Below are 23,141 nucleotides of genomic sequence, written 5' to 3'. Positions count from 1 at the left end.
TGGCAGTTTCTACGAGGAGGGCACCCACAGCCGATTCGCGCGCGGAAATACCCTCCCTACGAGTGTACCATTACCGCAACCGCAACAAAACAATGCATTGAGAAAAAGCCGGCCGTTACAACCGGTAAAGTTTGCCAAATTTGTCGCTCAGGTGCGATAACAGGGCCTCCGACGACAGCGGCTTGCCGGTGACCCGTTCCACCAGGTCGGCGGCCGTGTACCGCTTGCCATGTTGATGGATGTTCGTACGCAACCAATCGAGCAATGGTTTGTAGTCTCCTTGGGCGAATTGGGCATCGAGGTCCCCGAGGTCTTCTTTCGCCTTGGCGAAGAACTGTGCCGAATAAAGGTTGCCCAGCGAGTACGTGGGGAAGTAACCAATCAAACCATGGCTCCAGTGCACATCCTGCATTACCCCTAGGGCGTCGCTGGGGGGCGTAATGCCGAGGTACTGCTCGTACTTGGCGTTCCAGGCAGCTGGCAAATCGGCGATCGATAGCTCGTCGGCCACGAGTGCCAGCTCGAGTTCGAAGCGAATCAGGATGTGCAGGTTGTAGGTCGCTTCGTCGGCTTCTACGCGAATGAGCGAAGGCTTCGACTCATTAATGGCAAAGTGGAAATCGTCGAGGGCCACGTCGCCGAGCGCGGCGGGGAACGCCGCTTGGGCGTCGGCGTAGTTGTGTTGCCAGAACGAATGGCTCAGGCCGACCAGGATTTCCCACATCCGCGATTGCGATTCGTGAATGCCTAGCGAAATGGCTTCGCCGGTCGGCAGGCCATACTTCTCGCTCGGCAGCCCTTGCTCGTACAATCCGTGACCTGCTTCGTGCATGATGCTGAACAGCCCCGCCCGCAAGTCGCGGGGATTGTAGCGGGTGGTCAAGCGAACGTCGGCCGGGCCGAGGGTGGTGCAGAATGGGTGGGCGGTCGGATCGATGCGTCCCCCTTGGAAGCAGAAGCCAATCCGCTTGGCGACGTCGCTACCGTACTTGGCTTGCACGTCGACCGGAAAGTCGCGATCCATGATCGACATGTCGGGCTGGTGCTTGCTCTCGCCGATCGCTGCGACCAACGGCACGAGCGCCTTGCCGAGCGAGCGCAGCACTGGCTCCACCTGCGAGGCCGTCGTGTGGGGTTCGTAATCGTCCAACAGCGCGTCGTAGCGGCATTCGGTGTAGCCGACCGCATCGGCCTCTTCCCGCTTGAGCTTGAAGATGGTCTCGAGCTTGGGAGCAAACTGGGCGTAGTCGTTTGCTTTGCGGGCTTCGACCCACACTTGCTGGCCGATGCTCGTCGCCCGGGTGAGGGCCTCCACCAGGTCGGCTGGCAGCTTGGTCTTGCGATCGTAGCTGCGCCGCATTTCGCGGATCACCACCGACGTGTCGCTCTCGGTGTCGGTCGCCAGCGGGCTGGATTCCAGCTCCGCGAGCCAGTCGCCGACCTGTGGGTCGGTCGCCTGCTGATGGATCGTCGAGGCCAGCATGGCTAGCTGATCGGCCCTATATTCCCCGGCCGCAGGGGGCATGTAGGTTTGCTCGTCCCACCCCAGCACATTGGTCACCGAGGTCAACAGCTCGGTCTTACGGGCGTGGTCGCATAGTTGGGCGTAGGTCTGCTGGGGGTCGGCCATGGGGGGATACTCTGGTTTGGGGGCGATAGCGAACGGGGCGGGGGCGGTCGCTGGCGTCAGTGACCGCCGCGAGCGGCTTCTGACGTTGTAAAACTGCGAGTGGAGCTTCGCAAGTGGGACTCCAGGTTCGCATTTCGGGGAATTCTGGAATATTCTGGGATGCAGCACGGTCGAGCGGTGACTCTTGTATAGATTGCCTTACTCACGGAGAAACGGATGCCAACCTCAGTCGACGATCTTGCGCGATGTCGACTGGTGGCCCAGTTGCTCGATCGGCACGGGGCGGCCCTTGCCCTGTACGCGGCTCAATGGACCGACGAGCCCGACGACTGCTTGCAGGAAGCGCTGATCGAACTGGCCGGACTCTCCGAGTTACCCCAGCAACCGATCGCCTGGCTGTACTGCGTGGTGCGGCGGCGGGCGATCAATACCGCACGCGGCCAGCAGCGTCGTACGTTGCATGAGCAACACGCTTGGCAGCAGCGACTCACCGGCACCCTGAAGCCCGGAGAACGTGCCGAGCTACTGACCGCGGTCGCCGAGCTGCCGGAGCTGCTTCGCGAAGTGGTGCTGCTGAAGACCTGGGGCAATCTAACGTTCGACGAAATGGCCGAGGTGCTGGGCAAGTCGTCCAGCAGCTTGCACCGCGAGTATGGTCGAGCGATTCAAGTTCTGCGTAACGAATGGGACACGCCATGCGAGAAGACGACCAACGCCCAGTAGAAGACGATCTGCGAGAAGAAGATCCGCTCGAAGCCACGCTGCGGCAACTGCAGCCCGCCGAGCCGCAAGTCGATCGCGACGAACTAATGTACCGCGCCGGCTACGCAGCGGGAGTGGAACATCGTCGCGAGAAGACCACCCGGCGGTCGAGCTTGAGTATCTGGCAAGCGAGTACCGGACTAATGACCGCGGCCACGATCACGCTCGCAGTGATGCTCGCCCGCCAACCCGACGGGGCTACCGCCATCGACTTAGCGAATGTCGACCGCATGAGCGCCCCGGTGGAGATCGACGACCAAGAACCACTTCAGGCACCCGACCCTGAGCTCCCGCCGCTGGCTCCGGTGGAAGTGGCCGAGCCGCTTTCGCCGCTGCTGGTCGTCGCCCCCAGTGGTGATCCCTCCAGCAACTACCTGGCCCTGCGCGCGGCGGTGCTGCTCCGCGGGGTCGACGCCTGGCCCGACTTCACCGATCGGCAACCATCCACTCGTCGCGCGAGCGACCCGGTGCCGACCCGCACCATGCTGAACATGCGGAACGAGCTGCTCCGCTCCCCTACCCCGTCGCAACCGCCGGACGATTCGCCGCCGGCCGCGACGGTTCCCGAAGCGATTCACACTACTCCAACGGACGAGGAGACCCTGGCATGAAGACTTATCTGATAGCGAGTTGGTTGCTGCTCACCACGGTGCTCGTCGCGCCGGTGGAAGTGCGCAGCGAAGCGATCTGGGACACCGAAAACGACGAGCACCAGTATCAAGTGATCCGCATGACCGTGACCCCGGCCGACGAGCCGGTGCCGGTGTTCAAGCACCGACTGTCGCTGCGCCCGCATGAGCTGATGCACGGCAACTCAGTCGCTCACTACATGCGGGCGTTTGCAGAAACGGGGATTCAAGAGCATTGGAAGCAAGCTCGTGAGCAGTACGGCGAGGAGGTTGAAAGCTGGTATGATACCGAGGTGCCGATCAGCGAGTTGCCGGTCGATAAGATGAAAGAGATCACCGACTTTGGAATCTGGAACTACATTGCTCCCGGTTCGAAATGTCGCGATACCGACTGGGGCGTCGCCTACGAAGACCTCACGGGTATTGAGATTATCGCGCTGTTGCTGCCCGAAGTGCAGAACATGCGTTCGGTGGGGCGGGCGATCTCGCTGCACACTCGCCTGGCGATTGCCGAACATCGCTACGACGACGCAATCGAGCTGATGCGCATCAACTATCGGCTCGCTGCCGACACCGGTCAGCAACCGATCCTGGTCAGTGGGCTCGTTGGCTTTGCGATCCAGGGAATCACCACCAACAATATGCTCGACCTGATCGCTGCGGAAGACTCGCCCAACATGTACTGGGCGCTGAGCGAAATGCCGCGCCCGCTCATCTCGCTCCGCGATGCCATTCGCTTGGAACTGGCAATCGGACCACGGATGTTCAAAATGCTCGACCATCCCGAGCGTCAGCAGCATTCGTACGAAGAGTGGAACGCGATCTGGCAACGCGACGTCGGCTTGCTGTTCACGCCCGAGCTTCTCTCGAGTCCCAATCCTGACTGGGGGGCGGAGGATCAAATGCGTTCGCTCCTCGGCATGGGCTTTGCCCTGGCTGGCTACTCGCACGCCAAGCAGCGGCTAGTCTCCTGGGGACACGACCCCGACGAAGTCGAGCAAATGGCAGTCGGTCAGGCACTGGCCTACTACCAGGCGGGCGTGTACCAGCGGATCGCCGACAGCATGGAGCGGTCGCAGTACGTCGACTTTGTCAACGCTCAAAAGATGGATCGCAAGCAGAGTGAAATGCTCCGCGGAGCCGGACCCTTTGGTGCGTCGGAGGATCGAGAACTGCTGCCGATCGGCAGTTTGCTGCTGCCAGCGATCACCGCGGCTCGCAGCGCAGAGGTGCGAACCGATCGCGACGTGCAAGCACTCCGCGTGATCGAAGCGTTGCGAATGCACGCTGCCGAGAACAACGCGACCTGGCCCGAGTCGCTCGACGCGATTACTTGCGTTCCGGTGCCGAACAACCCGGCCACCGGCGAACCGTTTGAATACCACCTGCAAGACGATACGGCCGTGCTGGTGTTGCCGATGAGCGACGGACTACGCATTCAAAAGCGATACGAACTGAAGCTGGCCGAGTAAACATGTCCCGTACCGAACAGCCGCCCGCCGATTTAGCGAGGTGGCAAGTCTAAGGAATACAATGATGTACAAGCGAACGATACTCACTGGCGTGCTGATTCTGCTCACCGCGGTCGCTCAGGCCGAGTCCGACCAGCAGGCTCGTGTCGCAGGAGCCATCGGCCAACTGGCCGGCGACGACACCCTGGCGGTAGCCGTGGTCGAGATCGATGGCCGCTGGGTTTCCGGCGTGCAAAAGGAAGTCGCTTCCCGCGTCGGTCCCGAAGCGAATCAGCTGGTCAATTCGCCGGCCTATGCGATGGGGCTGGGCTTTGTCGAGAGCTTTCGCTCGGCGGGGGCCAAGGAACTAGTAATCGTGCTCGGCACGAGCGACCTGCATCCAACCGCCGGACCGATCGCTGCGATCACCACTGGCTCGCCGAAAGAAGCCGAAGCGGTGTTGGGACTCACCAAGAGCCTGCTCCCGATGTTGGGGCGTGAGGCACAAGAGCTAACGCTCCACCAGCTCGACTCACTCGTGCTCGTCGGCCAAGCCGCGTCGATCGAAAGCTACGCGGTTCGTACCGATGGTAACGCGGAGCTCGGCAAGCGGGTCGCCGACCTGTTGGGCGATGGCGATGCGGACACAGCCCCAGTCGCTGGGCTGGTGATCGATCCCGGCAAAGACCCCCGACGGGTGATTCGCGAACTCTGGCCGCGGATGCCGAAGCCGTTCGACAAAGTCACCGGCGAGCTGCTCGCTGACCAGCTGCAGAGCATCCAAGTGCGGGCCACCTGTCCGCCCGATTGGAATGTGCAACTGAGGCTCGATACCCACAGCGAGGCCGCCGCTGAGGTATGCGAACAAGCACTGGTCGATGGCTTGAGCCTGGCGCTCGAACAGGCTGCTGGCGAGCAGGTGCCGGCCGAATTGAAAACGCTGGTCGCGCACGCGGCGAAGATTCTCGCTCCCCAGCGCGATGGTACTGCGATCACCGTCACGGTGAACTCCAGCGACGAGCAAGTTGCCAAGTTAATGAGCGAAGTGCTGATGCCAGCGGTCGAGTCGGCCCAGGCGAGCGCCAAGCGATCGCAGCAGATGAATCAATTCAAGCAAATGTCGCTGGGGATGCTCAACTTCGAGTCGGCCAACAACTACTTGCCCGCTGCAGGTGCCCTTACCGACAGGGATGGCAAGCCGCTCCTGTCGTGGCGCGTGGCCATACTGCCTTACTTGAGCGATGGAGAATCGATGGGCTTGTACAACAGGTTCCACCTGGACGAACCTTGGGATAGCCCGCACAACTTGCAGCTCGTGAAGCAAATGCCGGATGTTTACTCCGACCAGCTCCACCCGCAGCTTGCTGCCGAGGGGCTCACCACGTTCCAGGTGCCGGTGCAAGCGAACAGCATCTTCCCTCCCAAGCCAGAAGGGGAGCTGGTGGAGCGAGAGTACAACAGTCAGAAGTGTTACTTCGCTCCCGGTACGACCTTCCGCCAAGTCCTCGACGGCACCAGCAACACGCTACTCGTCGTGCAGATGCCACCAGAGCAGGCGGTGCCTTGGACTAAGCCGGCCGATTGGGAAGTCGACCTGGCCAAGGTGGTCGAGCAGTTCCGGGGTAACCCCGATCGCGGGCAAGTGGTCGCTGCGTTCTGCGACGGGCATGTCGAGATCCTCCCGACCGATGATCCGCTGCTGCCGAAGAACCTGCCGATTTTGGTGCAGATGAGCGACGGCAAAGTCATCGAGCGGTAATCCGGGTTGCCGACTTTTGTCGAACTCGATTGATCGTGGTACACTACCGCTGGCTCGCTGGGAGCCAGCGGTTTGCATCATGGCAACTCGGGGACCAAATCGATGGCCCGCATTAGTTTTCCGATTCCTACGTCCCGCCGGGGCCAGCGTAGCTATCGCTCGTCGAGTGGTCGCAACATGTTTGGTGTCGGCCGCGGGGGCTCGCGAGGTAGCGGGCTGAAGATGCGGCTGATCATCGCTGCGGGCATCGCCATCTTTGCGCTGATCTCCTACTACGGAAACCCTGGCGACAAGAATCAAATCACCGGCGAAGTCGAGCGGGTCGCCATGGCCGACGAGCGCGAGGAAGAAGCCCTCGGCCTGCAAGCGGCTCCGCAGATGATCGAGCAACACGGCGGCGAAAGCCCCCGCGAGTTCCATCGTCGACGAGTAAGCGACATGGGCAAGCGACTCTTGGCCGGGCTGAACGACTACATCGTCGAGCGCAGCCAGGATCTCGGCGAGCCGCTCGATAACCCCTACGAGTTCAAGTTCCACCTGCTGGCCGATTCCCGCACCGTGAACGCGTTCGCCCTGCCAGGCGGGCAGGTGTTCATTACCGAGGCCCTTTACGCTCGGCTGGAGACCGATGGCCAACTGGCCGGCGTGCTTGGGCATGAGATCGGTCACGTGATCGAACGCCATGGCAACAAGCGGATGGCCCAGCAGTCGCTCTTCAGCGGACTGGCGGCCGCGGCCGGGGCCGCCGGCGGCGACGAAAGCTCCGCCCGCATGGCCCAGGCGGCCGCGCAGATGATCAGCATGAGCTACGGTCGCGACGACGAACTCGAGTCGGACAAGTGGGGCGTGCGACTCTGCGTGCTCGCGGGGTACGACCCCAACGCGATGGTCGGCCTGATGCGCATTCTCGACGAAGCCAGCCCCGGCGGCGGGCCACCCGAGATGCTCAGCACGCACCCCAAACCTGCCAACCGTGTGCAGTACATCCAGCAGGTGATCGAACAGGAATACCCCAACGGCTTGCCACCAGGTCTCGAGCCGTGACGCACCGCGACTCTCCGCTGGCGGTCGTTACCATTGTGTCGGGCGGGCAAACGGGGGCCGATCGCGCGGCGCTCGACTTTGCCATCGAGCATCGCTTGCCGCACGATGGCTGGTGCCCGCGCGGCCGACGAGCCGAGGATGGTCCGCTCGACCTTCGCTACCAGCTTCGCGAAACCGCGTCGACCAACTACGAAGTGCGCACTCGGCAGAACGTGGAAGATAGCGACGGCACCGCGGTGTTCAGCATCGCTCCCCGCCCCTCCGGCGGCACGGCCCTCACCCTGCGTTTCGCCCGCGAGTCGCAGCGTCCGCTGTTGCACCTGGCCCGCAACGCCCACCCGCTGTTCGGCACCGCCGACGCCATCCGCACCGACGCGGAGCGACTCTGTGAGTTCCTCGTCGAGCACCAGATCCGCCGACTCAACATCGCCGGCCCCCGCGGCTCGCAGGAACCAACCATCGGCACCTACGTGTGGTCGGTGCTCGCGTCGGCCTTAGCGAGCGAGTGAGGTGTTGGTGGATGGAGGAGCGACTCGCCGGCCCACTGGAACGGTGGAACGCTCGGTTACGATCCCCAAGTGATCCACCAACTTCCGTCCTCTTCTTGATACATGCCTTCAAAGAAGATGTGATGCACGTCGATGCCATCGAGCCATTCGGACTTCGCCCGGCTCTCTTTCTCGGTCTTTTCCACCGCCGTCACTAATTCCGCGACCGTGAAGTGCTGCCCGTTGGGGGCTTTGTGCTCGACGGCCACGCCACCTTCGCCGACGAGCGTGATGCTGGCACCTTTGTAAGCCACCCGGCTCAATTCTTCTTCGGTAAGCGGGCGGAACTCTTCGGTCTCTTCCACAAAGATCTCAGGCACGAATGTTAGCGACACGATCGTCGCTGTCGGCGGGGCCGCTTCGTTCGCGAGATTCTCGGCAACGCGCTCGGCTGGCTCCGACAACTCGATCTCGAGCTGACCGGAAAGCGAGTTAAAGAACTCAAGCCCCGGCTGGTCCACCGATTGCTGCTGCGGATCTCGGAGTTCGGGCACTCGCGCGATTTTACCCTCGCAACCACACACCAATAGCAAAAGTAAGGTCGCTGAAACAAATCGCATCATCGCTGACTCCGGGGGAACTGCATGCCTCGCCGACCGAGGGGATAATCTGCTGCAATCGTATCGTGTGAACCACCAGATGCCTATCGTTGATTCCTGCGACCCAGTATCCGGTCAAGGGAAACTTGCGAGTTTTGTGCTTCGAAGTGGCCAAAGATTTGGATTGCAATTCCCGCTCCACCGGCTCTAATAGTAGTGTGAACAAAAGTATATATGTCGTCTCGGTTACCAGCAGCAGGTCGTGCTGCTGAGGGCCGGAAAATAGGAGTTGGAATACCGGATGTTTGTCGCAGGAGTGATGATGCTGAACATTGGAAATAGGAACCGTGGGGCGAGGGTTTTGCCCCCATTCGAAACAGGGTGGGGCGAAACTCCTTGTAGGGGCAAAATGGCGATGGCTGTAAGTCGTGGTATGGCAATCGTTTATGACGACGGATCGGTTTGCAAAACAAGAAATAAAAGCCCCCACGAATCGATTTCGCGGTTTTGGGGGCAAAACGATGGGGCCATCAACCAGGCAACCAGTCACTCGCTCGGCACCTTGCAGCGGGATGGCCGTTGTGGTCCCGTCGGCGACACGCGATTACACTCGACTCGAGCCAGTACGTGACTTGCACGCTGCTGACGATTTCCCCAACAAACCAAACTGGCGGGCCGCTCATAGAAGCGATCCACCGAACCCCTCGACCCAACCTTACGACCTAACCTCCATAGGGCGGCTCCGCCGGCCCTGCACGCACACAGGTGGTGCGATGTTTACTCCGTTCGAAAGCGAAGCGATGAAACGAACCCTCACACTCTGCTTACTCCTTAGTTGCTTGCTAGTCACTGCGACCAAATCCGCGATGGCCGCCGAACCAGCCGCGCCGGCCGCTGCGGAACAAGTGGAACCGATGACCACTCCCGAGCGGGAGCAACGCATGGAGTGGTGGCGCGACGCCCGCTTCGGCATGTTCGTCCACTGGGGACTCTACTCCGGCCTGGCAGGCACCTGGGAAGGCAAACCGGTCGGCGAGCGCGGCGGCATGGAATGGATTCAGTACCGTGTGCGGGCCGACACCGATACCTACGCCGAGCGGGCGCTGCCGTTGTCCAAGCCGACGGAGAACTTCGCCGAGCAATGGGCCAAGCTGGCCAAGCAGGCGGGCTGCAAGTACCTGGTGTTCACCACCAAGCATCACGATGGCTTCGCGCTGCACGACTCGGCGGTGAGCGACTTCGACGCGGGCTCGAAGCTCGATCGCGATCTGGTGAAAGAGATTGTCGACGCCTGCCGCGCCGAGGGGCTACGCGTTGGCTTCTATCATTCGGTGATCGACTGGCATCACGATCAGTACGAGTACGAAAAGTCGAACCAGTTGCCTCATCCGCTCAAAGGCAAGCCGTATCCCAACGGAGAACGCGACCATGCGAAGTACCAGGAGTACTTGCACGCCCAGGTGAAGGAACTCACCACGAACTACGGGCCAGTCGACATTCTCTGGTGGGACTACAGCGCGACCGACTTTCAAGGCGAAGAAGCCTGGCGGGCTTTCGAGCTGATGGACCTGGTGCGGAATAAGCAGCCGCAAGTGATCATGAACAACCGGCTGTTCCGCATCCCCGAAGCGGGTTGGACCAGCATGCAAATGACCGGCGTCGCCGCCCAGCTGAATCCCAAGTATGGCGACTTCGTCACGCCCGAGCAGCACGTGCCCGATCGGGGGCTTCCCGGAGTCGACTGGGAAACCTGCATGACGATGAACACCACGTGGGGCTATAGTCGTCACGATCAGGCGTGGAAACCCAACGATCAACTGGTGCATACGCTGATCGATATCGCCTCGAAGGGGGGCAACTTTCTGCTGAATATCGGCCCCACCGGCGACGGAACCGTACCGCCGGAGAGCATCGAAGGGATGCAGGCCATCGGCAAATGGATGGAGACCAACAGCGAGTCGATCTACGGCACCACCGCCAGCCCATGCGATGCACCAGCGTGGGGACGCATTACCACCAAGGGCGATACGCTCTACCTGCACGTGTTCGATTGGCCCGAGAGCGGCGAGCTGACCGTGCCGGTCGAAGCGACTGCTGAGGAGTGCACGCTGCTGGCCGACGCGGCGACCAAGTTTGCCGTGTCGTCGAGCGACGCCGGGCTGACAGTGAAGCTCACCGGTGAGGCTGTCGACCCGTACGCGACCGTATTGAAACTAAAGCTCACCGAGCCGATCGAAAGCAAGTAGCCGGCGAGCGTCATTCGCCAGCGGACGGCTGTTCAGGCTGCGGCTGCTCGGTTGGCAGCTGAGGATCGGCTTCGAGCAAGAACGATTGCAGTTTATCGAGCTTATCGGTGTTGATGTGGTCCACATCGGCATCGAGAAGCTGCTGCCACATTTCCGGAGTTTCGGGCGTGGCCCAGAATCGCACGCGACGCTGTTTGTCGTGCGCCTGGGCGACGATCCGGCGGAGCTTGTCGCGCTCGGCGGCAGGTATCTCGCCTTTGCCATTCCACTCGAAGTGCGAACCCCAGCGGTCGCTAATCAGCGGCATCAAATCCGCGGCGTCGCTTGAGTCGAGGTCGCCAACGCGGCCATCGATACCGACGTAGCGGGGGTTGCTGGCCTTGATTTCGCGTCGGGGCCGGTCGCCCGAGATGACGATCTGGATGGCGCCCTGGTGGTACTCGCCATCTTCCCAGCGGCTAAGCATGTCGCGGTAGTTGGCCAGCACCCGCTCGAGCTCGGCGTAGGTCGCCGCGGCGTCCTGTTTAATATCAATCAGCAACATGAAGGGAGGCCCCTCCTTGAACACCCGCCCGTCGTTGGCTTCGACCCGTGCCTTGAGCGGCTCGAGGTACGCGGCTTCGAGCGTCCGGCGTTCGTCGAGTTCCAGCAGGCTATGCCCCACCAGCAGCTTGCCCTGCAGGAAGAAGATGTCGGCCTCGACACTGCAGAACCCATGGTCGAGCGCGTCGATCAGCGGAGGATTGTGGTAATAATCGTTGTGCGCGTGAGCTTTTGGCAGCGGAGTGGGGTCCTCTCCCACGGCCGAGGTCGCCAGGAGCAGCACAAGAGTCACCGAGCAGAGAAAGCGGAGCAAAACCATGGATCACAACCAAAGATGCGGGGAAAGGAAGCACACGTCCGAAGGTCGATCGTACCAGAACATTTGTCAAAATGCTCCAGAGCGCGGCCGAAGTGCCGATGTAACAGTCAGGGCTATTTTCCGCGGGCGAGTTGGCCGCGATAGCCTTTTGGTTAAATAAGTCTAGAATACATGGCCGCCGCGTCCCCCGTATTGGGGTGCGACCGGCAATTCCTACTTTTACCTATTTCCCTACCGAATTTTTCCCCTTCGTTCGATGTCGCATATTCAAGTTGCCCAACGTGTTACTCGTTTGCCGCCCTATCTGTTTGGCCGGATCAATAAAATGATCTACGACAAGCGCACGGCCGGCGACGATGTCATCGAGCTCGGCATGGGGAATCCCAGCGACCCGCCGCAAGAGATGGTGATCGACAAGCTCGCCGAGGCGGCCCGCGATCCCCGTAACCATCGCTACAGTAAGTCGAATGGCATTGCGAACTTACGCCGCGAGGTGGGGGCCAAGTACTTTAAAAAGTACGGCGTCCGGCTCGATCCCACCGACGAGGTGATCGTCTGCCTGGGCTCGAAAGAGGGCTTCAGCCACATGTGCCTGGCGATGATGGGCCCTGGCGACACGGCGATTGTCCCGTCGCCGTACTTCCCGGTGCACGTATACGGCGTCGCCCTGGCGTCGGGCAACGTGATCACGCTGCCGGTGGCCAATAGCGACAAATTTTTGAGCGATATCGCGTATACCTGCGAAACGCTCTACCCACGGCCGAAGCTGCTGATTCTCTGCTACCCCCACAATCCCTCGAGTGTGGTCGTGGAGCAGGGCTTCTACGACGAGGTGGTGAAGCTTGCCAAAAAGTATGGCCTGATGGTCATTAGCGACTTCGCCTACGCCGACGTGGCGTTCGACGGTTACCATCCGCCGAGTTTCCTGGCCTCGAAGGGGGCGATCGACGTCGGCGTCGAGTTCACCACCATGAGCAAAGGCTACAACATGGCTGGCTGGCGAATCGGCTTTTGCTGCGGCAATCGCGAGATGATCCAGGCCCTCGCGACCATCAAAGGCTACTACGACTACGGCATGTTCCAGGCGATCCAGATTGCCGCGATCGTCGCCCTGCGCCATACCGACGCCGCGGTCGAGGAGCAATCGGTCATCTACCAGGGCCGCCGCGACACGCTGTGCGACGGCCTCGCCCGCATGGGCTGGGAGCCGAACGTGCCGAAGGCCGGCATGTTTGTCTGGCAGCCGATTCCCGAGCCCTGGCGGAGCCGGATGAGCACCATGGACTTCGCGATGATGCTGCTGGAGAAGGGCAACGTGGCAGTCAGCCCCGGCAGCGGCTTTGGCCCCGCCGGCGAAGGATTCCTGCGAATGAGCCTGGTAGAGAACGAAAACCGCCTGAAACAAGCGGTGCGGCACATCAAGCAATGCCTGAAGGAAGCCGAGGACGAATGGACCGCCAAAGGCGAAGTGACTACCGAAGCAGGAAAACCATAAACCGAGCGAGATTCGCGGAATTCCGCGTTCGCCATGGGCGGCTTGAATCGAAGTGCCCTGGTTACGTAGGATTGTGCTAATTCGTCTCTCCCTCCCCAGGTCCCCCCTCTGATCCACCCCCCCGCCCTATGACTGCTAAACTTGCGCTCGAAGACGGAACCGTATACACCGGCACCTCGATTGGTGCCGATGGCGAGGTGGATGGCGAGGTCTGTTTCAATACCTCGATGACCGGGTACCAGGAGATTCTCACCGATCCGAGCTACCGTGGGCAGATCGTCACGATGACCTACCCGCAGATCGGCAATTACGGCTGCAACACCGAGGATCTGGAGAGTCAGCGGCCGCATTTGTCGGGCTTTGTGGTCCGCGAGCATAGCCGGGTGCGGAGCAATTTTCGTAGCGAGAAGCGGCTGAGCGACTACCTGGAGGATCACGGAGTGGTCGCGATTGAGTCGATAGACACGCGGGCGCTAGTGCGCAAGCTGCGATCCGAGGGAGCCATGCGGGGCGTGCTGTCGACCGTCGACCTCGACGACGCCAGCCTGGTGGCCAAAGCCAAGGCGAGCCCGGGCCTGGTGGGCCGCGATCTGGTGCAGGAAGTCGCCGCTCGCGAAGCCCACGAGTGGAACGAGCCGCTGAGCAGCTGGACGTTGCTAAACCCCGACGCCCGGAAATCGGCCAGCAACAGCCCGCACGTGGTAGCCATGGACTTCGGCATGAAGTGGAATATTCCCCGCCATCTGGTCGACGGTGGATGCCGGGTGACCGTGGTGCCAGGCAGCTACAACGCCGAGCAGATCCTGGAACTCAGCCCCGATGGGGTGTTCCTGTCGAATGGCCCTGGCGACCCCGAGCCCATCGAGTACGCGATCCATACGATTCGCGACCTGGTCGAGAAGAAGCCGGTGTTCGGCATCTGCCTTGGTCACCAGTTGCTGTCGCTCGCCTGCGGCGCGAAGACGTTCAAGATGAAGTTTGGCCATCGCGGCGCCAACCAGCCGGTGCACGACCTGACCACCGGCAAGGTAGAGATCACCTCGCAGAACCACGGCTTCGCCGTGGACGAGTCGACCCTGCCCGACTCGCTGGAAGTAACGCACCGCAGCCTGAACGACCAAACGATCGAAGGGGTGCAACATCGAGAGTTACCGGCATTTTCGGTACAATACCACCCCGAAGCCTCGAGCGGCCCGCACGACAGTCATTATCTTTTTGAACGGTTCTTTGCCGCGATGCAGGCATAAGAATCGAGTAGTTGGGTATTCCTGCAGTTCTTCTGTTTGCCCCTGCTGAAATCATAACCTAGTTTTCAGTTGCAGTTCGGGTGCGCCTTGGGTGCATTCGTAGCTAGCAACTTATCACTGTCGTGGGCTCGTGTGTCTTCCGCCAAGTGCGGCACTTGCTTGGACATCGCGGGGCCTCGCACTTGTTCATCATTTAACGCCGCAATTGAGGCGGCCATAGCGAGAGTATCGTGTCCCAGCCGGAAGACATTATTCGAACTTGGATGGAAGCTTGGAGCGAAGAGCAGCAGGAGTATGCTGCGCAGCTGGGCGAATCGCTAGAAACCCTTGATGCCTACCAGGAGAAACTCACCCTCTGGCATACAGAACTCGATGCACAGGCCGCCACGCTAGCGGACGAGACAGCGGAACTCGAACGCCAGCGAGAAGCACTCGCTCAGCAGCAAGCCGAGCTTGAAGAGCAGCGGTCGGAACTCTCCAGTCATCAGGCAGTGGAAGTCTCTACCACTGCGATGCTCGATCAGGCAAGAGCCGAAATCGATGATCTCCGCCGACAGCTCGATGAACTCATCGAACCGTACGCGGTGGGCAATTCCCCCCCGATGGAGTCCACGTGTAGCGCCTCGCCCGGGCGTGGTAACGCGGCGGTCGCAGAAGCCATCGATCCAAAGGTTAGCGCGGTAGCTAAGCAATTCCAGAAACTCCGCGAACAGCAGGCAGCTCGTCGATCCGCGGCACGCTAGTCCCTCCCCTTCAGACGGCAGACGCTATGCAAGTCACGTCCCTATCAACATCGCTCTATCCGCACTGGCAACGACTCTCGCAACATGCGTGGTCGGCTGCCGCCCTTCTCGTGTTTGCGTGTGGGTTTATCCTTGGCAACGTCTACCTCATGGCCATCGCTGGTGTCGCCTTGTGCGCCATCTGGCGGCAGGTCGGCGTGGTGGCTGCGCGCAACGTTCATCGGCTGGTCACCAGCCATGGTGCGCTGTTGCCTTCGGAGCAACGCGCCGACTATCGCCGCACCTCGCTCCGCGGCGGTGGGTTGCCCCCCGAGGAAGATCCCTCCGAGTCCCCGGTCGAGAGTGTGTCGGAGCATCGGGCACGCAAGTCGGGTGGCAAAGAGAAGACCACCGGCGATCTGGTGAATCGCATGATTGATCAAGGGCGCTACGCGCTACTGCTCCGTCATGAGACCGCCTCGCAACTGTCGGACGAAGAACTGGCCGTCGTGCTGTCGGAAATGGATCAGCAGATGTCGGTCATTCCCGAAGGGCGAGTCCTTGTTGGCGAGTACGCCGAACGGGCTACCTGGGGTACTTCGCCGGTGTCGGCCGATTGCCCGGGTCTGGTGCACACCGAAGGTTGCTACCTCGACCGCTACTGCGTCACCAACGAGCAATTCCAGTACTTTGTCGACGACTGTGGCTACGAGCAATTCCAGCTCTGGCCCGAAGAAGCCTTGCCGGCTTTGTTCGAGTTTGTCGACCGCACCGGGGTGCCTGCGCCGGCTGGCTGGACCAGTGGACAATTCCCCGATGGCTGGGAGCGTTTGCCTGTAGTTGGCATCAGTTGGTACGAAGCCACCGCTTACGCACGGTGGGTTGGCAAGCGTTTGCCGACCGATGCCGAGTGGACCAAAGCAGGTGCCTGGCCAGTAGAGACTTCGCCGGGACGAGTCACTCAACGACGTTACCCCTGGGGCGACACGTTCGAGGCTCGTCGCGCCTTGCTGTGGTCGGCCGGCGCTCGCGGCCCGCAACCGGTCGATGCGTTCGAAGCCGGCTCGTCGCTCGGTGGTGTCGTGCAACTGATCGGCAACGTTTGGGAGTGGACCAGTTCGTCGCTCGATGCGACGAGTCGCGATCAAGCGACCGGCGATGGTCACTCGATGAACGTGCTGCATGGAGGAGCGTTCAACACCTACTTTGAAAATCAGGCGACTTGCCACTTCCGAAGTGGCGAACGCCCCTTGGCTCGACGTTCGAATATCGGCTTCCGCTTGGCGCTGTCGTTCGACGTAGTAGCCGACCAGGAATTTGGAGATGGCGGTGCTTCGTCGGTGGATGACCCATCGGCAACCGACTCCTCCATCGACTCCTAGCAGAACTGGGAGCACAGGTGGTTCTCGGCTGTCGATCAGTCGGAGGACACCCTGTGCCACCCTTTTAAAAAACCAAACCTTTACCATCCAACCAAACGGCAGCCTGCCATGCCTACCCTGTCTCGCTTACCGATCGATACCTACCTGCTCGCAGGTCAGGCTGCCCCGTTGGCATGTGCCATTTGTAATCACGAGAATCGTGTGTCGGCCGAACACTGCCACATTTGCGCCGCGCCGTTGTCGATCTCGCGAATCAATGCCGACCTGAAGCGCCCTGCGCAACTCATCGGCTGCGTGGGAGCTAGCAACACTGGCAAGACTACTTACCTCGGCATGTTGATGGACATGCTGATGCGCGATTCCGGGTCGCTGAAGGCGACCCTGCTAGGGCCGCAGTCCATCTCGTTGCAACAGTCGACCACCACCGCGTTGTCGGCCGGGTGGTACCCCGACAAAACGAGCCGCGACCCCGAACACACCTGCTGGGTGCATTGTCGTGTAGATTGTGGGCGCCGCCGCAAGCGTACTGATGTGGTATTTGCCGATTTTGCGGGCGACGCCTATATCGAAGAGTTGGCACGTCCCGGTAGCTATCCGGCGATCCGTGCCCTGCTGGGTAAGTGCTCGGCCATCATGGTGATGGCCGACGCCCAGCGGTTACAAGCAGGCGAACACGATGACGATTACGTTTCGCTCAAAATGCTGTCTTTAATAGATGAGCAGTCGAGCAAGGAGAAAAAACGCAACTGGTGTAATCGCGGCAAAACGCAGCCGCTGGCACTCGTACTCACCAAGGCCGACGCGACACCTGCGTGTGCCGAAGACCCCGTGACGTTTGCCGAAAACCACGCCAGTGCCTTGTGGCAGGACTGCCGCCGGCGTTTCCCGAACACCAAGGTGTTTGCCGCTTCGGTAACGGGAGCCACCGGCTACAAGCTGATCGGCGGCCGCCGGTGCCGAGTGCCATTGCGGGTAGAACCCCATGGCGTTCTCGATCCATTTGGTTGGCTGATCGAACAACTTGCCTAGGCTTTGCGTAGTAAAAGTGTTGGGGACTGAAAGGCCCTAAGAGATGACACAACGATGAACCGTCCACGCTTTACCGACCGACTGACTCGAGCCCCCTCCAAAGATGGGCTCGTTCTATCCACCCCGAATGGGTTGGAGATAGGCGGTGCTGCGCTGGAACAGCTCGAAGAGCTGGACGACGCCATATTTGCCGCCCTCGACGGCGACGCCACTGCGCTCGACCGATTGAGCGACCTATGGCACACGGTTCACCGCGAAGTCGACACCCCGTTCGTGGCCGAATCGCGGGCCGAATACACCCGGCAAGCCCGCCGAGTGCTCGATTCGGCCCTGAAATTGCCCGAGAACTCGCTCGGACGCGGTTTCGCCGCCTTGGAGGTGCTCGGCCTGGTGGGCCAACCCCAGGTCTGATTCCAGCCTCCTACCGCAGGATGACAGAACTCAAAAACCCCTCGCCAACGTGCGTTGTCGCGTTGAATCCCCGATTATTGCCTGGAAAATCGAGATATCTCCCCTCGATTTCCAGGCAATAATTGTTGGGTGACTCGGCGATTAGAGATTCGGAAGGCAGTTGACCGTTTACGGCTGTCTCTGGCGGCGTTTTCTTGATTTTCGCCGCCCTGGTGGTTAGCCTGGAACTAGTGGCAGCGGGCGCAAGTCGTTGCCACTGTTTACTTTAATAACACCGCCCTTTGGCAATCGATCATACACCCTCTCGCGCAAGAGCAAGTGTAGGAGAATAGGCACGTGGAACGAGTTCGCAGATTACTTTCAGGTGGGTGCATTCAAGGCATGACGCTGCTGCTGGCGTCGGTGCTCCTCGCGGCACCAGCGGTGCACGCCCAGTACGAAACAAAACCAATCGACGAAGCGGCCAAACGCTACGGGGGCAGCCGCGCGAAACGATACGCGCGTAACCCAACTGGGGTCGAAGCCGACCGCACAGGGTTTGGCAACTACATACGTGGTGTCTATCTAGCCTCGATGACCCAGTTCGATGCCGAGTCGTTGGCCGACCTTGGCAAGCTGCGTTACGACTACATGCGCAACTACCTGTGGGCCGCGGCCCCTTCGGTGCAGCAGGATCTCACGCGACTCACTTTCACTGAGATGAGTCAGGTGATCCGTGACAACTATCACCCCGCGGTGAAGTACAATGCGATGCTGCTGATCGGAGAACTCGACGCAACGTACGCCACGCAAACGACCGGTTCGGTGCCGATGCCCGAAGCGAATAAGCTGCTGACCGACTACGTGAATGGTGGTGTCGATACCGCGCGGGCGCCGGCTCCGCTGATCGTCGGGGCACTCGTTGGATTGGAGCGGCACGCCAAGTCGCTCGAAGCGTTGCCAGCTGCCAATCGCGGACCAACCGCGGCCGCACTGCTGAAGGTGCTGGAGAAGGATAGCTTCCCCCAAGACCTCTCGCCTAGTGTATCGCAGTGGATCAAAGTGATTGCCGCTCGCGGGCTCGCTAACATTGGCGTGTTGGGCGACGGCAATCGTGTGCACAATGCCATGTTCAAAATGATCGGCGACGAAAAGGCGCGGCTCAATACACGCGTTCGTGTTGCTGAGCTACTGGACATGTACAAAAATGCTTATGGCTCCGCGACCGGACTGAACGAGCAGGAGACTGTGCAAACGCTGCTGCAGTTGGCCACCGACATTGCGTCGGACGAAGAAGAGCGAGCTATTAAGTACGAGGACGAAATGCTCGGCGGAATGGGTGGAATGCGGATGGGATCTGGCCGTGGTGGAGGATTTGGTTTCGGTGGCGGCGGAGAAATCGAACTGCCCGACGAATACCAACGCCGACGCCTGGTGCTGCGTCTCACCGGCCTGAAAAAAGGCGTGGAAGCCGTAAAGCCGGCGATTAAGGATCAACGCTTTGCTGGCCTGTTAGACGAAGTACTAACGGCCATCGAACCCGTTCTCAACCGCGCGACGGAAGAGAATCTCATTCTCTTGAATCTGGTAACTGACGTAAAGCAAATGTCGAGCACGATCGCGACCGCCTCGGCGTCGCTTGGCGTCGAAGCCGTGGATGCTCCTCCTGAAAGCGAAGAGGAAGCAGCTGAGCTATTGCAAGAGGAAGAAGCAGCCGAGGCTGCCGAACCAGCCAACTAGCAAACGTGTGCTTCGTTTCGCGAAACACGGAATCAATCGGCGAAAGCGACAGTGTCTATGTCGTCGCTACGTCCAAATAAAAACACCCGGTGAGCTTGGCTCACCGGGTGCTTTGTTTTAGTAGGCCTTGTCGTGCATCGCTAAGCGGTTGTCGGCTCAGCGAGCAATGACTTAGCCAGCGCCTTGAGCGGTTTCGTTCCAAGCACGAAACCCGCCAGTGGCGATGGCGAACGCACCGAACAGCGTGGTGACGTAGAACAGGTCGCCGGCCAGCATCTTCAGGTAGAAGGGAATACCAGCCGCGTACACGGTGGCCAAACCAGCCAGGTCGCTACCAAACTGGAAGGGCGAACCAGCAACGGGGCCAACTGCCCACACCACCAAGTTGGTTACCAGGAAGAAGATCGTCGCTGGCAGCAATGCACTGGTGACACCACGCGTGGCGACTTGCAGCTTGCTGCTGGCCTTGCGGAGCCAGGGGCCCAGCATCGCGGGCACCATCATGCAGCCCCAAACCGAGGCCAGTACCCAGCCGCTGTAATGGCTTGGTTGAGTGAGATCGGTAATGGCCAGCGCGGTAAGCGGTACCAGCGCGGCAACGAATCGATTGCGGAAGTAACATCCGGCCAGCAGCGCGACAGCCGCTAGCGGAGTGAAATTCCAATCGAGTCGTCCCAAACGCCCCACCACGGCAATCGCTACCAAGAGCACAAATACCAAGTGATCGCTGTTGATTTGCAGTTGACGTCGCACGTTCAATTTCCTGTTGCGAGGGGACGATTAAAAGGTTCGCGGCCGGGCAGCGCCCGAATCCTCTATTATTCGTATGTCCCAAAGTTCCACAAGACGCGGTCGCCGCGCCCGACTTGCATTTCTCCGACGCTGCGGGGGGCCATTTCGCCGTTAATCTCGTAAGTCCAGTTGCTGCCAGTGTTTCCTTCGTTGGAAAAACCGGCAATCTCGGTAACCATCGTCATCTTCCCGCTGCCTTGATAAGTGAAATACCAGGCCGGTTCGACTGCTTGCACTTGCTCGAGAGCCGCGAAAACCGAGATTTTTTCCTCCCCCACGGCAATGCACACCTCGCGAGGGAGTCCCTCGACGCCGGTGGCGGCAAAGGTGACCCCAAGCTCCGGATTGTCGGTTTCCTCGGCCGCGACGTCGGACGGATGGTCGCCATCGACCACGGTCGAGTCATCAGGCATCCACCAGCGAGTCAGCACCAAAGCCACGAGAACCACAAATAATGCGATGGCGATCCGCCAACTTTGAGAGGCAGGCGCGTCGGCATTGGGGGTGTTGGGGGGAGTGTCGTTCATGCCGGTAGTTTGTTCCGGCAAGCCCACACAGGTCAACCGACCGCGTCGTGTGCGGGGGATGCTTGATGTTTCGCCGGACGTTCGTTCGTTTTCTAAGGCTACGCGGCGTATAATTCCCTTAGCAGATCGTGCGATGGTTCCCCGAAACTCGTATTGGCGATCGGTTATGGCGGATACACGGTTTACGACGCTCGACTTCCCGCAACCTGGCATTGCTCGGCTATCGTTGCATCATCCCGATCACAGCCTGAATATCTTGTCGCAGGCCATGCTCGGCGAGATCGCCGGGCACCTTGATGCGCTGGCCGATCGGACCGACTTGATGGGGCTGGTGATTGTGAGCGGCAAGCCTGCCGGGTTTATCGCGGGTGCCGACCTCAAGGAGTTTGCCGCCTCGATTGATGAGCCGGCTGAAGTGATTCGTCAGTTCAGTCGCCATGGTCAGCTGTTGTTGCAGCGATTGTCGAAACTCAAGATGGTAACAGTCGTCGCCATCGATGGCATCTGCGTCGGCGGTGGAACCGAGCTGTCTGTTTGGTGCGATCGTCGTGTCGTGACCGACAACCCGAAGACGCAAATCGGGTTCCCCGAGGTCAAGCTGGGACTCTTCCCCGGCTGGGGAGGCACCGCCCGCACGCCGAGAATTGTGGGACTGGCCAACGCGGTCGAGATGGTTACCAGCGGCAAGAATGTTAGCGGTGCCGAAGCGTTTGCCATGGGACTGGCCGACGACATCGTGTCGGCTTCGGGCGACGTCGCCAGCAAATTAATGGAAGCCGCTGTACGGGTTGTCATGGCCGATCAGGCATCGGGCGAGTACTTGGCCAATCGTGAGAAGTGGGCGAGCGAGATTCCGATCAACGAGGCCGAACTCGCTTTTCTCGGGGCGACCGCCTTGGGGGTGATTCAGCAAGAGACCAAAGGCCATTACCCTGCCCCGCTCGTCGCGCTCGAGGTATTGCTCGAAGGTGCCTTGCTCGACATCGACGCGGCTTGCGAATTGGAGTCGGAGCGATTCACCCCGCTGTTTGGTTCCCCGGTAAATCGTGGGCTGCTGAATGTGTTCTTCCTGACCGACTTCAACAAAGATGGTATCGGCAGCGACAAGAAACAACTGGCGGCCAACAGCGTGGGAGTTGCGGGTGCGGGGACCATGGGGCAAGGCATTGCTGCAGTGAGTCTCCGCCGAGGAGTACGGGTGAGTCTAGCAGACAATCGCGCCGAGGCCTTACTCGCAGCAGAGAAAGCGGTGCTCAGCGAGGCTGCGTTCGATCGCGAGACAAAGTCGGCCAGCACCGATAAAGTGCTGGAGCTCACGCCGGAGCTTGATATGACTCCGCACGTTACTGATCTGGCCGCTTGCGACTTGGTGGTGGAAGCAGTGGTCGAGAATCTTGAAATCAAGCAGCAACTGTTGCAGCAGATCGAAGCCGCCGCAGGTGACGAAACAATCTTGTGTTCGAACACTTCGACCATCCCGATCAGTTTGCTGGCCAAAGGGCTTACGCACCCCGAGCGATTCTGTGGTTTGCACTTCTTCAATCCGGTGCGAAAGATGCCGCTGGTGGAGGTGATTCGCGGCAGTGAGAGTTCGCCGGCGACGATCGAACGTGCGGCTGCCTTTGCGCGGAAGCTTGGTAAGTCGCCAGTGGTGGTAAACGATGGGCCAGGATTCCTGGTGAATCGGCTATTGCTGCCGTACATGAACGAAGCCGCGGTGTTGCTCACAGAAAAGGTGCCGCTCAAAGCGATTGAATCGGCCGCCAAGGAGTTTGGCATGCCGATGGGACCCATCGAACTGCACGACGTGATCGGTCTGGATGTCTGTTTGCACGCGGGGCGGGTGCTTCGCGATGCTTTTAGCGACCGCGTGATCGACACGCCGATGGTCGATAAGCTGGTGTCGAACGATCGCCTCGGCCAGAAGAACGGGCGAGGCTTCTACGACTGGCAAAAAGATAAGAAAGGCCGGTGGAAGAAACAGCCAAGCGATGTGGTCAGCGAGTTTGTTGCCGCGCTTGCAACGGATACCGAACCACCAGGCGATCTGGTCGATCGCTTGATGTTACCGATGCTGGTCGAAGCGACTCGAGCCTTGGAAGAAGGAATTGCGGCCGACGTTCGCGACATCGATCTCGCTTTGATCTTCGGCATTGGTTTTCCACCTTTCCGCGGCGGGCTTTTTTTCTGGGCCGACACTGTTGGTGCGGCGGCGATCGTCGAAAAATTGGCCCACTTCCACACTCTTGGCAAACGCTATGAGGTAACAAAGTTACTCGAACAGAAGGCTCGAGACGGCAGCAAGTTTTACGAATAGCAAAACGAGTAACCAACTCACTGCCGGCTT

General features: G+C 60.4%; 20 protein-coding genes. 15 read left to right on the top strand and 5 right to left on the bottom strand.

Annotated features, from left to right (window positions below):
• Nucleotides 1–115: 115 nt before the first annotated feature.
• Entirely contained in the window at nt 116–1,630 is a 1,515-nt protein-coding gene (locus tag Pan181_RS24050) for a carboxypeptidase M32 (protein WP_145251257.1), read from the bottom strand.
• A gap of 216 nt (nt 1,631–1,846) precedes the next feature.
• On the opposite strand from Pan181_RS24050, the gene Pan181_RS24045 reads away from it, so the two are divergent.
• From Pan181_RS24045 to Pan181_RS24020, 6 genes are all read left to right on the top strand, one after another.
• On the top strand, nt 1,847–2,353 hold the full coding sequence (locus Pan181_RS24045; RefSeq protein ID WP_145251255.1) for an RNA polymerase sigma factor: 507 nt from the start codon (nt 1,847–1,849) through the stop codon (nt 2,351–2,353).
• Nucleotides 2,326–3,003, top strand: coding sequence for a hypothetical protein (locus Pan181_RS24040; protein WP_145251253.1), 678 nt, complete (start codon nt 2,326–2,328; stop codon nt 3,001–3,003). Before Pan181_RS24045 ends, Pan181_RS24040 begins: the two co-directional genes overlap by 28 nt.
• On the top strand, nt 3,000–4,493 hold the full coding sequence (locus Pan181_RS24035; protein ID WP_145251251.1) for a hypothetical protein: 1,494 nt from the start codon (nt 3,000–3,002) through the stop codon (nt 4,491–4,493). Before Pan181_RS24040 ends, Pan181_RS24035 begins: the two co-directional genes overlap by 4 nt.
• Before the next feature lie 61 nt (nt 4,494–4,554).
• The gene (locus Pan181_RS24030; RefSeq protein ID WP_145251249.1) at nt 4,555–6,231 is read left to right on the top strand and encodes a DUF1559 family PulG-like putative transporter; all 1,677 of its coding nucleotides are present in this window, start codon (nt 4,555–4,557) and stop codon (nt 6,229–6,231) included.
• Nucleotides 6,232–6,333: 102 nt separating this feature from the next.
• Complete coding sequence (locus Pan181_RS24025) at nt 6,334–7,275, top strand: M48 family metalloprotease (RefSeq protein ID WP_231943689.1); 942 nt, start codon at nt 6,334–6,336, stop codon at nt 7,273–7,275.
• Entirely contained in the window at nt 7,272–7,784 is a 513-nt protein-coding gene (locus tag Pan181_RS24020; RefSeq protein WP_197528657.1) for a putative molybdenum carrier protein, read from the top strand. The genes Pan181_RS24025 and Pan181_RS24020 overlap by 4 nt, the downstream gene beginning before the upstream one ends.
• Nucleotides 7,785–7,840: 56 nt before the next feature.
• Here the strand turns inward: Pan181_RS24020 and Pan181_RS24015 are convergent, their stop codons facing one another.
• Nucleotides 7,841–8,386 (bottom strand): hypothetical protein, encoded by a 546-nt coding sequence (locus Pan181_RS24015; protein ID WP_145251247.1) that lies wholly within the window; start codon nt 8,384–8,386, stop codon nt 7,841–7,843.
• Between the two features lie 749 nt (nt 8,387–9,135).
• Here Pan181_RS24015 and Pan181_RS24010 point away from each other — a divergent pair.
• A complete protein-coding gene (locus tag Pan181_RS24010; protein ID WP_197528656.1) occupies nt 9,136–10,608 on the top strand; it encodes an alpha-L-fucosidase in 1,473 nt (490 codons plus the stop codon).
• Nucleotides 10,609–10,618: 10 nt separating this feature from the next.
• On the opposite strand, the gene Pan181_RS24005 is transcribed toward Pan181_RS24010, so the two are convergent.
• On the bottom strand, nt 10,619–11,470 hold the full coding sequence (locus tag Pan181_RS24005; RefSeq protein ID WP_197528655.1) for a phosphatidylinositol-specific phospholipase C/glycerophosphodiester phosphodiesterase family protein: 852 nt from the start codon (nt 11,468–11,470) through the stop codon (nt 10,619–10,621).
• A gap of 256 nt (nt 11,471–11,726) precedes the next feature.
• Here Pan181_RS24005 and Pan181_RS24000 point away from each other — a divergent pair, with 256 nt between their 5' ends.
• The 7 genes from Pan181_RS24000 to Pan181_RS23970 all read left to right on the top strand — a co-directional run bounded on the left by Pan181_RS24000 (nt 11,727) and on the right by Pan181_RS23970 (nt 19,475).
• Nucleotides 11,727–12,965, top strand: coding sequence for an aminotransferase class I/II-fold pyridoxal phosphate-dependent enzyme (locus Pan181_RS24000; protein WP_145251241.1), 1,239 nt, complete (start codon nt 11,727–11,729; stop codon nt 12,963–12,965).
• A gap of 128 nt (nt 12,966–13,093) precedes the next feature.
• Nucleotides 13,094–14,212: a glutamine-hydrolyzing carbamoyl-phosphate synthase small subunit gene (gene carA, locus Pan181_RS23995; RefSeq protein WP_145251238.1), complete on the top strand. Its 1,119-nt coding sequence runs from the start codon at nt 13,094–13,096 to the stop codon at nt 14,210–14,212.
• A gap of 230 nt (nt 14,213–14,442) precedes the next feature.
• Complete coding sequence (locus tag Pan181_RS23990; protein ID WP_145251235.1) at nt 14,443–14,955, top strand: hypothetical protein; 513 nt, start codon at nt 14,443–14,445, stop codon at nt 14,953–14,955.
• A gap of 26 nt (nt 14,956–14,981) precedes the next feature.
• On the top strand, nt 14,982–16,316 hold the full coding sequence (locus tag Pan181_RS23985; RefSeq protein ID WP_145251232.1) for a formylglycine-generating enzyme family protein: 1,335 nt from the start codon (nt 14,982–14,984) through the stop codon (nt 16,314–16,316).
• A 108-nt stretch (nt 16,317–16,424) separates the two neighbouring features.
• Complete coding sequence (locus Pan181_RS23980) at nt 16,425–17,345, top strand: TRAFAC clade GTPase domain-containing protein (protein ID WP_145251229.1); 921 nt, start codon at nt 16,425–16,427, stop codon at nt 17,343–17,345.
• 54 nt (nt 17,346–17,399) lie between these two features.
• Nucleotides 17,400–17,756 (top strand): hypothetical protein, encoded by a 357-nt coding sequence (locus Pan181_RS23975; protein WP_145251226.1) that lies wholly within the window; start codon nt 17,400–17,402, stop codon nt 17,754–17,756.
• Between the two features lie 336 nt (nt 17,757–18,092).
• Nucleotides 18,093–19,475, top strand: a complete 1,383-nt coding sequence (locus tag Pan181_RS23970) for a hypothetical protein (protein WP_145251223.1) — start codon at nt 18,093–18,095, stop codon at nt 19,473–19,475.
• A 171-nt stretch (nt 19,476–19,646) separates the two neighbouring features.
• On the opposite strand, the gene Pan181_RS23965 is transcribed toward Pan181_RS23970, so the two are convergent.
• Nucleotides 19,647–20,228, bottom strand: coding sequence for a DUF6580 family putative transport protein (locus Pan181_RS23965; RefSeq protein ID WP_145251220.1), 582 nt, complete (start codon nt 20,226–20,228; stop codon nt 19,647–19,649).
• Nucleotides 20,229–20,293: 65 nt separating this feature from the next.
• A complete protein-coding gene (locus tag Pan181_RS23960; protein WP_197528654.1) occupies nt 20,294–20,794 on the bottom strand; it encodes a DUF4430 domain-containing protein in 501 nt (166 codons plus the stop codon).
• 166 nt (nt 20,795–20,960) lie between these two features.
• On the opposite strand from Pan181_RS23960, the gene Pan181_RS23955 reads away from it, so the two are divergent.
• Nucleotides 20,961–23,111, top strand: coding sequence for a 3-hydroxyacyl-CoA dehydrogenase NAD-binding domain-containing protein (locus tag Pan181_RS23955; protein ID WP_145251214.1), 2,151 nt, complete (start codon nt 20,961–20,963; stop codon nt 23,109–23,111).
• The last annotated feature ends 30 nt before the right edge of the window (nt 23,112–23,141 follow it).

It is taken from the genome of Aeoliella mucimassa, assembly GCF_007748035.1.
In the GTDB taxonomy this organism is placed as follows: domain Bacteria; phylum Planctomycetota; class Planctomycetia; order Pirellulales; family Lacipirellulaceae; genus Aeoliella; species Aeoliella mucimassa.
Note: the sequence above shows the minus strand (reverse complement) of the source record. Positions and strands in the feature narration are given on the sequence as shown.